Raw genomic sequence first — 12,777 nt, 5'->3', positions numbered from 1 at the left:
GTAGTAAGAATGAGAAAGAAAGTTTTAAAGTGGTTGTGAAAACTTAAACAGTAAAAACAACCATTTGAATCAGTGCCGGGGTGGTGGAATTGGTAGACACGCTACCTTGAGGTGGTAGTGCCCGATTGGGCTTACGGGTTCAAGTCCCGTCCTCGGTACCAAATCAGACAGATAACTTGCTTTTTTGTCGTTATCAACGTAATATTTGCCACGTTTTCGGACGCGGGGTGGAGCAGCCTGGTAGCTCGTCGGGCTCATAACCCGAAGGTCGTCGGTTCAAATCCGGCCCCCGCAACCACTTTCCTAAAGTGTTTTTTTTCAAATGTTGTATTCGGTAGACCTCAGATACTTTCGATTTCAATTTGAAAAAAATACTTGTCAGAAAGTTGTACCGAAGCCGCTTTGCGGCAAACAGGGTCCAGTTGCATAAAGCCCCGAATTTCGGGGTTTTTTGTTATTTGACAGCAGAATCACTGGGCTATTAGGCCCTTTTTTTATGTCTTGGGGGTGGGCTTGTCCACATTAGAACAAAAGTTAACAGAGATAATTTCAGCACCGGTTGAGGCCTTAGGCTATGAATTAGTCGGCATTGAGTTCATCCGGGGGCGCCAATCGACGCTACGAATCTATATTGATAGTGACGACGGAATCACTGTTGATGCTTGTGCTGATGTCAGCCACCAGGTCAGCGCTGTCTTGGATGTAGAAGATCCCATTACGGTCGCTTACAACTTAGAAGTTTCCTCTCCGGGCCTTGAACGCCCAATGTTCACTGCTGAGCACTATACTCGTTACCTTGGTGAAGAAGTCACTCTGGTTTTGCGTATGGCAATGCAGAACCGCCGTAAATGGCAGGGCATTATCAAAGCCGTTGATGGTGAAATGATCACGGTTACTGTGGATGGAAAAGATGAAGTGTTCGCGCTGAGCAACATCCAGAAAGCGAACCTGGTACCCCACTTTTAAAGTTTGGATGAGGCAACTAGGATGAACAAAGAGATTCTGGCTGTTGTAGAAGCAGTTTCCAATGAGAAATCCCTTCCGCGCGAGAAGATTTTTGAGGCGTTGGAAACCGCTCTAGCGACAGCGACCAAGAAAAAATACGAACAAGAAATTGAAGTTCGCGTCAGCATTGACCGTAAAACTGGTGATTTCGACACCTTCCGTCGTTGGGTTGCCGTTGACGAAGTCACGATGCCAACCCGCGAGATTACGTTAGAAGCGGCTCAATACGAAGATCCTTCGCTCCAGTTGGGCGATTATGTTGAAGATCAGATTGAATCTGTCACTTTTGACCGCATTACAACCCAAACCGCCAAGCAAGTTATCGTACAAAAAGTACGTGAAGCTGAACGTGCTATGGTTGTTGAACAATTCCGCCAGTATTTAGGTGAGATTGTGACCGGTACGGTTAAGAAAGTTAACCGCGACAGTATTGCACTGGATCTGGGTAATAATGCTGAAGCGGTTATTAACCGTGAAGATATGTTACCGCGTGAGAACTTCCGTCCAGGCGACCGTATCCGTGGTGTTTTGTACGATGTCCGTCCAGAAGCTCGCGGTGCTCAACTGTTTGTCAGCCGTTCACGCCCTGAAATGCTGATCGAGTTGTTCCGCATTGAAGTGCCAGAAATCGGCGAAGAATTGATCGAAATTAAAGCTGCTGCCCGTGATCCTGGTTCGCGTGCTAAAATTGCGGTCAAAACCAATGACAAACGTATCGATCCGGTCGGTGCTTGTGTTGGTATGCGTGGTGCCCGTGTTCAAGCTGTTTCCAGCGAACTTGGCGGCGAGCGTATTGATATTGTATTGTGGGATGATAATCCAGCCCAGTTTGTTATTAATGCCATGGCGCCAGCTGATGTTGCGTCAATTGTGGTTGATGAAGACAAACACACGATGGATGTTGCCGTTGAAGCCAGTAACCTGGCGCAGGCAATTGGCCGTAATGGTCAGAACGTACGTTTAGCAGCACAGCTGAGTGGCTGGGAACTGAACGTAATGACGGCGGACGATCTTCAGGCGAAGCATCAGGCCGAGGCTCATGCCGCTATTGATACCTTCACCAAATATCTTGATATCGATGAGGACTTTGCCACCGTCTTGGTAGAGGAAGGTTTCTCTTCTCTGGAAGAGTTGGCTTACGTGCCAATGAAAGAGCTTCTGGAAATCGATGGTCTTGACGAAGATACGGTTGAAGCGCTGCGTGATCGCGCCAAAGCTGCATTGACCACGCTGGCCCTGGCACAAGAAGAAAGTCTTGGCGACCAAAAACCCGCTGATGACCTGCTGAATCTGGCCGGTCTGGAACGTAGCATGGCATTTAAATTAGCTGCGCGCGGTGTGTGTACGCTGGAAGATCTTGCCGAGCAGGGTATCGACGATCTGGCAGATATTGAAGGGCTTAGCGATGAGCAAGCCGGCGAGCTGATTATGGCCGCACGTAATATCTGTTGGTTTGGCGATAACGCGTAATAAACTGTAGCAGGAAGGAACAGCATGACAGATGTAACCGTAAAATCGCTGGCAGATGAGATTCAGACTCCAGTTGATCGCTTGGTACAGCAATTTGCTGATGCAGGGATCAAGAAGTCTGAAGTAGACTCAGTTACCCAGCAAGAAAAAGAAACATTGCTGGCACACTTAAACCGTGAACACGGTAGTGCGCCTAATAAACTCACGCTGCAACGCAAAACGCGTAGCACCTTGAATATTCCGAGCACCGGCGGAAAAAGTAAATCGGTGCAAATCGAGGTCCGCAAGAAACGCACTTATGTAAATACGCCGGAAGCTGAACAAGCGAAAGCGGAAGAGCAGGCACAGCGTGAAGCGGAAGAGCAGGCACAACGTGAAGCGGAAGCAGCAGCGCAGAAAATCGCTGAAGAAAAAGCTAAACGTGCGGCCGAAGAACAAGCCAAACGTGAGGCCGCTGAAAAAGCTAAGCGCCAAGCAGCGGAAAAAGAAAAAGTGACGAATCAACAAACCGACGAAAAAACCAAGCCAGCTCAGACTGATAAAGCACGCCGTGAAGCTGAAGCTGCCGAGCTGAAACGCTCAGTAGAAGAAGAAACACGCCGTAAGGTCGAGGAAGACGCTAAACGCGTTGCTGAGGAAGCCCGTAAAATGGCAGCCGAAAATGAAGGTAAATGGCCAGAACCTGTGGCTGAGCAGACTGAATCTGCCGATTACCATGTAACTACCTCACAACATGCGCGCGCCGCGGAAGATGAAAACGACGCCAAAGTTGAAGGTGATCGCCGCAGCCGCACCCGTGGTGGTAAAGCGACTAAACAGAAGAAAGGCAATAAACTCTCTGAGTCTAAAGCTGATCGCGAAGAGGCACGTGCTGTTGGCCGTAAAGGCAAACGTAAACCAAGCACATTGCAACAGAGCTTCAATAAGCCTGTCGTCGCCGTTAACCGTGATGTAGTGATTGGCGAGACGGTAACTGTTGCTGAACTGGCCAACAAAATGGCGGTTAAAGGTTCTCAGGTCATCAAAGCGATGATGAAACTGGGTGCAATGGCAACCATTAACCAGGTTATCGATCAGGAAACAGCACAGCTGGTTGCTGAAGAGATGGGCCATAAAGTTATCCTGCGTCGTGAAAACGAGCTGGAAGAAGCGCTGATGAGCGACCGTGATACTGGTGCTGAAGCTGCAGCCGAGCACCGCGCTCCGGTGGTGACCATCATGGGCCACGTTGACCACGGTAAAACTTCTCTGCTGGATTACATCCGCTCCACGAAAGTGGCATCAGGTGAAGCCGGCGGTATTACTCAGCACATCGGTGCTTATCACGTTGAAACTGAAAACGGCATGATCACCTTCCTGGATACTCCGGGACACGCCGCATTTACTTCAATGCGTGCCCGTGGCGCTCAGGCGACTGATATCGTGGTGCTAGTTGTTGCAGCCGACGATGGCGTGATGCCACAGACTATCGAAGCTATTCAGCATGCTAAAGCGGCGAACGTGCCAGTTGTGGTTGCAGTGAATAAAGTTGATAAACCAGCCGCTGACCCAAGCCGCGTTAAAACTGAATTGATTCAACACGGTATTATATCCGAAGATTTTGGTGGCGATGTTCCATTCATCGAGGTATCTGCGAAAGTCGGTACCGGTATTGATAATTTGCTGCAAGCAATTCTGCTGCAAGCTGAAGTCATGGAACTGAAAGCAGTTCGTACTGGCATGGCAAGCGGTGTTGTTATCGAATCCTTCTTGGATAAAGGCCGTGGTCCTGTAGCTACCGTGCTGGTTCAACAAGGTACGCTGAACAAAGGTGATATCGTACTGTGTGGCTTTGAGTATGGCCGTGTACGTGCGATGCGTGACGAGTTAGGCCGTGATATCACGTCTGCTGGTCCGTCGATCCCAGTTGAGATCCTTGGTTTATCCAGTGTTCCTGCTGCCGGTGATGAAGTTACTGTTGTTCGTGACGAGAAGAAAGCCCGTGAAGTTGCACTGTATCGCCAGGGCAAATTCCGTGAAGTTAAGCTGGCTCGTCAGCAGAAATCTAAACTAGAAAACATGTTTGCTAACATGACCGAAGGTGAAGTTTCTGAACTGAACATCGTCATCAAATCTGATGTACAGGGTTCTTGTGAAGCTATCTGTGATTCACTGGAAAAACTGTCTACCGATGAAGTGAAAGTACGCATTGTTGGCTCAGGCGTTGGTGGTATCACCGAAACTGATGCAACATTGGCAGCTGCTTCTGGCGCAATCATCCTTGGCTTCAACGTTCGTGCTGATGCTTCAGCGCGCCGTGTTGTTGAAACCGAAGGCTTGGATCTGCGTTACTACTCGGTCATTTATAGCCTGATTGACGAAGTTAAGCAGGCAATGAGTGGTATGTTGGCACCTGAGTACAAACAGCAGATTATCGGCTTGGCTGAAGTTCGTGATGTATTTAAATCACCGAAATTTGGCGCGATTGCTGGTTGTATGGTTACTGAAGGTGTGATTAAGCGTAATAATCCAATCCGTGTTCTGCGCGACAACGTGGTTATCTATGAAGGCGAGCTGGAATCTCTGCGCCGCTTCAAAGATGACGTTAACGAAGTCCGTAATGGTATGGAATGTGGTATCGGCGTTAAGAACTACAATGACGTCCGTACTGGCGATGTGATCGAAGTCTTCGAAATTATCGAAATTAAACGTACCATCGCTTAACCACCTCTGATTTGCTTATATCCATTTGGGGGGCCTTGGCCCCCCAAATTGTCTGGAGAATCCCAAATGGCAAAAGAATTCAGCCGTTCTCAGCGTGTTTCACAGGAAATGCAGAAAGAGATCGCACTCATCTTACAGCGCGAAATCAAAGACCCTCGTGTTGGCATGGCAACAGTGTCAGGTATCGAACTGTCTCGTGATTTGGCTTACGCTAAAGTCTTTGTGACCTTCCTGAACGTATTAACTGACAATGCTGATCCGGATACAGTAAAAAATGGCATTAAAGCGCTGCAAGATGCTTCCGGTTATATCCGTACTCTGCTGGGTAAAGCAATGCGTTTGCGTATCGTGCCAGAACTGACCTTCGCTTATGATAATTCTCTGATTGAAGGGATGCGGATGTCTAACCTGGTGACTAATGTCATCAAAAATGATGTAGAACGTCAGGTTAATCCAGGAAACGACGAGGAGAAGTAATGGGTCGTCCACGTCGTCGCGGCCGTGACATTAACGGCGTTCTGTTATTGGATAAGCCGCTGGGCCTCTCCTCTAATGATGTTTTGCAGAAAGTAAAACGTCTCTTTAGCGCAAACCGCGCAGGCCATACCGGTGCGCTCGATCCATTGGCGACCGGTATGTTACCTATCTGTTTGGGCGAAGCGACCAAGTTTTCCCAATTCTTACTCGATTCTGATAAGCGCTATCGGGTGATTGCCCGTTTAGGTCAACGCACGGATACCTCAGATGCCGAAGGCGCATTAATCAGCGAGCGTGAAGTTAATGTCACACAGGCACAGATGGATGCCGCGTTGGACAGTTTCCGTGGCGATAGCCAGCAGGTGCCGTCCATGTATTCTGCGCTGAAGCATCAAGGCAAGCCTCTGTATGAATATGCCCGTCAGGGGATTGAAGTAGAGCGTGAGGCGCGCAGTATTACCGTCTACGAACTGCTGTTTATCCGCTGGGAAGGCAATGAATTGGAACTGGAAATCCACTGTTCCAAAGGCACCTATATTCGTACCATTATTGATGATTTAGGTGAATTACTGGGTTGCGGCGCACATGTGAGTTATCTGCGTCGGTTGCAAGTGGCGACTTATCCAAGTGACCGTATGGTGACATTGGAACAGTTGACTGCAATCGTTGAAACAGCGCAAGCAGAAGAGCGGTCACCAAACGTTGAACTGGATGCGTTGCTATTACCAATGGATAGCGCGGTGTTAAACTTCCCTGAAGTCAATCTGTTACCTGCTGTTGCGGCCTATGTGAAACAAGGGCAACCAGTACATGTAGCGGGAGCACCTGGTGAAGGGATGGTTCGCATCACTGAAGGTGAAGAGCGTAATTTCATTGGTATCGGCACGATTGCTGAAGATGGCCGTGTTGCTCCGAAACGCTTGGTTGTTGAATATGTGGATGGTGCAAACCCTGTTGTAGCAGGTGTAATAGCAGGAAACACACAGTAGGCCACAAGGCCTTCCTTGCGATCCCGCAGTTCAAAGAGTAGAATAGTGCGGCTTACATATTGGGTTGCTGAATTAGAGATCGGCGCCTGTCTTAATTTATCTATATATTTGGAGTTGTATCATGTCTCTAAGTGTTGAAGCGAAAGCTAAAATCGTTGCTGACTTCGGTCGCGATGCCAATGACACCGGTTCAAGCGAAGTTCAGGTTGCTCTGTTGACTGCTCAAATTAACCATTTGCAAGGTCATTTCTCCGAGCACAAAAAAGATCACCACAGTCGTCGTGGTCTGCTGCGTATGGTATCCACGCGTCGTAAGCTGCTGGACTACCTGAAGCGTAAAGATGTAGCGAGTTATGTTTCCCTGATCGAACGTCTGGGTCTGCGTCGCTAAGTCTGCGAGTTTCGGGAGAAAGGGGCCAAATTGGCCCCTTTTTTCTAAGAAGCAATGATAAAATACGTTAGTATATTGTTGTTGTTCTATAAGATTTGTATGCCCAATAGATTTCGAGATGTAGGAAGGCGGCAAGCGAAAGAGTCCCAATGAGCTTACATAAGTAAGTGATTTGGGTGATTGAACGCGGCCAACACATCAACATCTTGAAAGATGACGGGTATAAATAGGATCTTCCGGTGCAGAGGTTCGCGCGGCTAATGAGAGACTTTAACTTATGGGAGTTAAGGGTTGTCATTAGTCGCGAGGATGCAGTGTGAAGGTATGAGTAACAGGTGGATGAGATCGTCAATACGATCCGGCACCGCATAGTATAAGGATACTATTTTGCTGACTCCGATTATTCGTAAATTCCAGTACGGCCAACATACCGTTACCATTGAAACTGGCATGATGGCTCGCCAGGCGACTGCTGCCGTTATGATCAGCATGGATGACACCGCAGTATTCGTTACTGTTGTTGGCCAAAAGAAAGCTAAACCAGGCCAGAGTTTCTTCCCTCTGACTGTTAACTATCAGGAGCGTACCTACGCTGCTGGTCGTATACCAGGTAGCTTCTTCCGTCGTGAAGGTCGCCCAAGTGAAGGCGAAACACTGACTTCCCGTCTGATTGACCGTCCGATTCGCCCACTGTTCCCAGACAGCTTCCTGAATGAAGTTCAGGTTATTGCGACTGTTGTTTCTGTTAACCCACAAGTTAACCCAGACATCGTGGCACTGATTGGTGCATCAGCTGCGCTGAGCCTGTCAGGTATTCCATTCAACGGCCCAATCGGTGCTGCTCGTGTTGGTTTTATCAACGATCAGTATGTGCTGAACCCAACCACTGATGAACTGAAAGAAAGCCGTCTGGACTTGGTTGTTGCCGGTACTGCGGGTGCAGTATTGATGGTTGAATCAGAAGCAGACATCTTGTCTGAAGATCAAATGTTGGGCGCGGTTGTGTTCGGCCACGAACAACAGCAAGTTGTGATTGAGAATATCAACGCTTTGGTTGCTGAAGCGGGCAAACCTAAGTGGGATTGGCATGCTGAGCCCGTAAACGAAGTGCTGCATGCGCGCGTTGCTGAGCTGGCTGCTGCACGTCTGGGTGATGCTTATCGCATTACCGAGAAACAAGAGCGCTATACTCAAGTTGATGCTATCAAAGCTGATGTAACTGAAGCACTGTTGGCGCAAGACGATACATTAGATGCTGCGGAAATTCAGGATATCTTAGGTAGCGTTGAGAAAGATGTAGTTCGTAGCCGTGTACTGCGCGGCGAACCGCGTATCGATGGTCGCGAAAAAGACATGATCCGTGGTCTGGATGTGCGTACTGGCGTGTTGCCACGTACCCACGGTTCTGCGTTGTTCACCCGTGGTGAAACTCAGGCGCTGGTTACAGCAACACTGGGTACTGCTCGTGACGCACAAAATATTGATGAGCTGATGGGTGAGCGTACTGACTCATTCCTGCTACACTATAATTTCCCTCCATATTCTGTTGGTGAAACAGGTATGGTTGGCTCACCGAAACGTCGCGAGATTGGCCATGGTCGTCTGGCGAAACGTGGTGTGTTGGCAGTGATGCCAAGCCCGAGCGAGTTCCCTTACACTGTGCGTGTGGTTTCTGAAATCACCGAGTCTAACGGTTCTTCCTCAATGGCTTCTGTTTGTGGTGCTTCTCTGGCCCTGATGGACGCAGGTGTGCCGATTAAAGCCGCTGTTGCCGGTATTGCAATGGGTCTGGTTAAAGAAGATGAAAACTTTGTTGTTCTGTCTGACATTCTGGGTGACGAAGATCACTTGGGCGACATGGACTTTAAAGTAGCCGGTAGCCGTGACGGTATCACCGCACTGCAAATGGACATTAAAATTGAAGGTATCACCCGCGAAATCATGCAGGTGGCTCTGAACCAGGCTAAGGGTGCGCGTCTGCACATTCTGGGTGTTATGGAACAGGCTATCAGCACACCGCGCGGCGATATCTCTGAGTTTGCTCCACGTATCTACACCATGAAAATCAATCCTGAAAAAATCAAGGATGTGATCGGTAAAGGCGGTTCTGTGATTCGTGCGCTGACTGATGAAACTGGCACCACCATTGAAATCGAAGATGATGGTACCATTAAGATTGCAGCAACTGACGGCGACAAAGCGAAACATGCTATCCGTCGTATCGAAGAGATTACTGCTGAAATCGAAGTGAACCGTATCTATGCGGGTAAAGTTACCCGTATCGTTGATTTCGGTGCATTTGTTGCCATCGGTGGCGGTAAAGAAGGCTTGGTACATATTTCTCAAATCGCTGACAAGCGTGTTGATAAAGTGACTGATTACCTACAAATGGGTCAGGAAGTACCAGTTAAAGTTATCGAAGTTGATCGTCAAGGCCGTATTCGTCTAAGCATGAAAGAAGCCACGACTCCTGATGCAGAAGCACCGGCACCAGAAGCAGCAGAGTAATTAGTATTCCACAGCTCCTTACTCATGAGTGAGGAGCTGTGTTATCTCGAGGGCAGGATGCTCTTGTGTTAAACAAATGGATGAAAGGATATTTATCCAATGTTTGTCTTCGGGAGTAGGAAATGAAGCCTTTCTTGCGCTGGTGTTACGTTGTGACAGCACTCATGCTGGCAGGATGCAGCAACCATGATTGGCGTAAAGACGAGGTATTGGCAATCCCGTTGCAACCTACGTTGCAGCAGGAAGTGATTCTGGCTCGCATGGAACAAATCCTTGCAAGTCGGGCACTTACGGATGATGAGCGCGCACAGCTTTTATATGAGCGCGGAGTGCTGTATGATAGCCTCGGGCTGCGGGCACTAGCGCGAAATGATTTTTCGCAAGCGTTAGCTATTCGTCCTGATATGCCAGAAGTTTTTAACTATCTGGGGATTTACTTAACGCAGGCAGGCAATTTTGATGCTGCCTATGAAGCGTTTGATTCTGTACTAGAGCTTGATCCAACTTACAATTACGCGCGTTTAAACCGGGGTATCGCTCTGTATTATGGCGGTCGACTTCCGTTAGCGCAGGATGATCTGCAGGCGTTTTATCAAGACGATCCAAATGATCCCTTCCGTTCGTTGTGGCTGTATCTGGTGGAAAGAGAAATCGATCCCAAGACAGCGGCAGTAGCGTTACAACAGCGCTATGAAAAATCGGACAGAGGGCAATGGGGATGGAATATTGTCGAATTCTACCTAGGCACGATCAGCGAAAAAACGCTGATGGAAAGGCTTAAGGTAGATGCAACGGATAACACTTCGCTCGCTGAGCATCTCAGTGAAACTGACTTCTATTTAGGTAAACATTACCTAAGTCTGGGGGACAAGAACACCGCTTCGGCGCTGTTCAAACTGACGGTAGCTAACAACGTTCATAACTTTGTTGAGCACCGCTATGCATTGTTGGAATTGGCGCTTTTGGGCCAAGAACAAGACGACCTATCGGAATCGGACCAGCAATAGCTGACGAACAACTATTAGCCTGACTACCTTGGTTTTTGCCAACGTTAATCACCCTAACAGGTGATGGCCTTTTTGTTCGTTTTATAATCTAATTTGAGCCGGTTCACACTTTTCAATGAAAATGACTGAAAATTTTCTCGACGAGTTATGTAGACTGGCTGCCATTATTAATGAGGCACGTGTACATGACTACTGAGCTTGAAACCTCTTTTGCTGATCTGGGGCTGTCCGCTCCAATTCTTTCTGCTCTGACTGATCTTGGTTATGAAAAACCATCTCCTATCCAGTTGGAATGTATCCCACACCTGTTGAACGGCCGTGATGTTCTCGGCATGGCGCAAACCGGTAGTGGCAAAACAGCCGCATTTGGTCTGCCGCTGTTACACAACATTGATCCAAGCCTGAAAGCACCACAAGTGTTAGTACTGGCTCCAACTCGTGAGTTGGCTATTCAAGTTGCTGAAGCATTATCTAGCTTCTCTAAACATATGAACGGCGTTAACGTGGTAGCCCTGTATGGTGGCCAGCGTTATGACGTTCAATTACGCGCTTTGCGCCAGGGGCCACAAGTTGTTGTTGGTACCCCAGGTCGTCTGTTAGATCACCTGAAACGCGGTACTCTTAACTTGTCCAACCTGAGTGGTTTAGTGTTGGATGAAGCAGATGAAATGCTGCGCATGGGCTTTATCGAAGACGTGGAAAATATTCTGGCGCAGATCCCGGCTGAACATCAGACCGCGCTGTTCTCTGCCACTATGCCAGAAGCGATTCGTCGTATTACCCGTCGCTTTATGAAAGAGCCACAGGAAGTTCGCATTCAGTCTAGCATGACTACCCGTCCTGATATCAGCCAGAGCTATTGGGTTGTAGACGGTGTTCGTAAAAACGATGCATTGGTTCGTTTCTTGGAAGCTGAAGATTTTGACGCTGCTATCATTTTCGTTCGTACCAAAAACGCGACGCTGGAAGTGGCTGAAGCTTTGGAACGTAGCGGTTATAACAGCGCTGCATTGAATGGTGATATGAACCAGGCTGCACGTGAGCAGACTCTGGAACGCCTGAAAAATGGTCGTTTAGATATTCTGATTGCAACTGATGTTGCGGCTCGTGGTTTGGACGTTGAGCGCATCAGCTTGGTTGTAAACTACGATATCCCTATGGATTCAGAGTCTTACGTTCATCGTATCGGTCGTACTGGTCGTGCTGGCCGTGCAGGTCGTGCATTACTGTTCGTTGATAGACGTGAACGTCGTCTGTTGCAGAACATTGAACGCACTATGAAGATGACTATCCCACCAGTCCAATTGCCAAACGCCGAATTACTGGGCGAACGTCGCTTAGCCAAATTCGCGGCTAAAGTTGGCCAACAGCTGGAAAGCAGTGATTTGGATATGTACCGTGCGTTGTTGGCTAAGCTGCAACCAGAAGAAGGGTTTGATATTGAAACTCTGGCTGCTGCACTGCTGAAAATGGCACAGGGCGAACGTCCTCTGATCTTGCCGCCAGAAGCTCCGCGTCGTCCACAGCGTGAATTCAATACTCGCGATGACCGTGGTAGTGATCGCGGTCGTGATCGTAATGACAGCCGTCGTGAACCTCGTTCAGACAGCCGTGACGGTGGCGAACGTCCAGCACGTCGCGAACGTCGTGATGTTGGTGAGATGGAACTGTACCGTATTGAAGTTGGCCGCGATGATGGTGTTGAAGTTCGTCATATCGTTGGCGCTATCGCTAACGAAGGTGATATCAGCAGCCGTTATATCGGTAACATCAAGCTGTTTGCTTCGCATTCAACTATCGAGCTGCCGAAAGGTATGCCGGGCGAAATGTTATCTCACTTCACTCGTACCCGTATTCTGAACAAACCGCTGAACATGCAGTTGTTGGGTGATGCACAGCCGCATGAACGCCGTGAGCGTCCTGCTGGCGGTAACGGTGGTGGTGAGCGTCGTGGTGGTGGTCGTTCATTCGGTGGCGAGCGTCGTGATGGTGCTGCTGGTGCTCCTCCTCGTCGTTCATTCGGTAGCGACCGTGCTCCAGCCGGTGCTGGCGAACAGCGTCGTGGCAATCGTGATGGTCAGCGTTCAGCTGCACCACGTCGTGATGATGCCGCAGCGCCTGCCGCACCCGCTCGTCGTCGTTTCGGTGACGCATAAGCCTTAATCATCCTTGATGATTAAACATAAAAACCAGCCCTCGGGCTGGTTTTTTTATCTCTAATCTATTT

10 protein-coding genes and 2 tRNA genes are annotated in these 12,777 nt (G+C 48.7%); all 12 read left to right on the top strand.

Annotated elements, in window-relative coordinates; genetic code table 11:
* Positions 1–74 precede the first annotated feature (74 nt).
* The 12 genes from ACF3VQ_RS18590 (at position 75) to ACF3VQ_RS18535 (ending at position 12,706) form a co-directional block, all read left to right on the top strand.
* A tRNA-Leu gene (locus ACF3VQ_RS18590) sits at positions 75–161 on the top strand.
* Positions 162–221: 60 nt separating this feature from the next.
* Positions 222–298: transfer RNA gene (locus ACF3VQ_RS18585), tRNA-Met, on the top strand.
* Positions 299–513: 215 nt separating this feature from the next.
* Positions 514–966 (top strand): ribosome maturation factor RimP, encoded by a 453-nt coding sequence (gene rimP / locus ACF3VQ_RS18580; protein WP_005156279.1) that lies wholly within the window; start codon positions 514–516, stop codon positions 964–966.
* A 21-nt stretch (positions 967–987) separates the two neighbouring features.
* The gene (gene nusA / locus ACF3VQ_RS18575) at positions 988–2,475 is read left to right on the top strand and encodes a transcription termination factor NusA (protein WP_005156278.1); all 1,488 of its coding nucleotides are present in this window, start codon (positions 988–990) and stop codon (positions 2,473–2,475) included.
* Between the two features lie 24 nt (positions 2,476–2,499).
* Positions 2,500–5,178 (top strand): translation initiation factor IF-2, encoded by a 2,679-nt coding sequence (infB, locus tag ACF3VQ_RS18570; RefSeq protein WP_392432490.1) that lies wholly within the window; start codon positions 2,500–2,502, stop codon positions 5,176–5,178.
* A gap of 66 nt (positions 5,179–5,244) precedes the next feature.
* A complete protein-coding gene (rbfA, locus tag ACF3VQ_RS18565) occupies positions 5,245–5,655 on the top strand; it encodes a 30S ribosome-binding factor RbfA (RefSeq protein WP_032816249.1) in 411 nt (136 codons plus the stop codon).
* Positions 5,655–6,644 carry a tRNA pseudouridine(55) synthase TruB gene (gene truB, locus ACF3VQ_RS18560; RefSeq protein WP_392432489.1) on the top strand — a complete coding sequence of 330 codons (990 nt, stop codon included), beginning with the start codon at positions 5,655–5,657 and terminating at the stop codon, positions 6,642–6,644. Before rbfA ends, truB begins: the two co-directional genes overlap by 1 nt.
* 121 nt (positions 6,645–6,765) lie before the next feature.
* Positions 6,766–7,035: a 30S ribosomal protein S15 gene (gene rpsO, locus ACF3VQ_RS18555; protein WP_005156269.1), complete on the top strand. Its 270-nt coding sequence runs from the start codon at positions 6,766–6,768 to the stop codon at positions 7,033–7,035.
* A 387-nt stretch (positions 7,036–7,422) separates the two neighbouring features.
* Positions 7,423–9,543, top strand: a complete 2,121-nt coding sequence (pnp, locus tag ACF3VQ_RS18550) for a polyribonucleotide nucleotidyltransferase (protein WP_392432488.1) — start codon at positions 7,423–7,425, stop codon at positions 9,541–9,543.
* 122 nt (positions 9,544–9,665) lie between these two features.
* Positions 9,666–10,550 (top strand): lipoprotein NlpI, encoded by an 885-nt coding sequence (gene nlpI / locus ACF3VQ_RS18545; RefSeq protein ID WP_392432487.1) that lies wholly within the window; start codon positions 9,666–9,668, stop codon positions 10,548–10,550.
* 115 nt (positions 10,551–10,665) lie between these two features.
* Positions 10,666–10,746 (top strand): protein YrbN, encoded by an 81-nt coding sequence (gene yrbN, locus ACF3VQ_RS18540; RefSeq protein ID WP_096335046.1) that lies wholly within the window; start codon positions 10,666–10,668, stop codon positions 10,744–10,746.
* Positions 10,736–12,706: a DEAD/DEAH family ATP-dependent RNA helicase gene (locus ACF3VQ_RS18535; RefSeq protein WP_392432486.1), complete on the top strand. Its 1,971-nt coding sequence runs from the start codon at positions 10,736–10,738 to the stop codon at positions 12,704–12,706. The genes yrbN and ACF3VQ_RS18535 overlap by 11 nt, the downstream gene beginning before the upstream one ends.
* Positions 12,707–12,777: the final 71 nt, after the last annotated feature.

Source organism: Yersinia fenwicki (genome assembly GCF_043099325.1).
Taxonomy (GTDB): Bacteria; Pseudomonadota; Gammaproteobacteria; order Enterobacterales; family Enterobacteriaceae; genus Yersinia.
The sequence above is the reverse complement of the archived record's forward strand: the minus strand, read 5'-3'. Positions and strand labels throughout refer to the sequence as shown.

Bases quoted from the DNA above. Each gene is read 5' to 3' on its own strand.
- nusA (WP_005156278.1), top strand. From the start codon at position 988: ATGAACAAAGAGATTCTGGCTGTTGTAGAAGCAGTTTCCAATGAGAAA.
- infB (WP_392432490.1), top strand. From the start codon at position 2,500: ATGACAGATGTAACCGTAAAATCGCTGGCAGATGAGATTCAGACTCCA.
- rbfA (WP_032816249.1), top strand. From the start codon at position 5,245: ATGGCAAAAGAATTCAGCCGTTCTCAGCGTGTTTCACAGGAAATGCAG.
- truB (WP_392432489.1), top strand. From the start codon at position 5,655: ATGGGTCGTCCACGTCGTCGCGGCCGTGACATTAACGGCGTTCTGTTA.
- rpsO (WP_005156269.1), top strand. From the start codon at position 6,766: ATGTCTCTAAGTGTTGAAGCGAAAGCTAAAATCGTTGCTGACTTCGGT.
- nlpI (WP_392432487.1), top strand. From the start codon at position 9,666: ATGAAGCCTTTCTTGCGCTGGTGTTACGTTGTGACAGCACTCATGCTG.
- yrbN (WP_096335046.1), top strand. From the start codon at position 10,666: ATGAAAATGACTGAAAATTTTCTCGACGAGTTATGTAGACTGGCTGCC.
- ACF3VQ_RS18535 (WP_392432486.1), top strand. From the start codon at position 10,736: ATGACTACTGAGCTTGAAACCTCTTTTGCTGATCTGGGGCTGTCCGCT.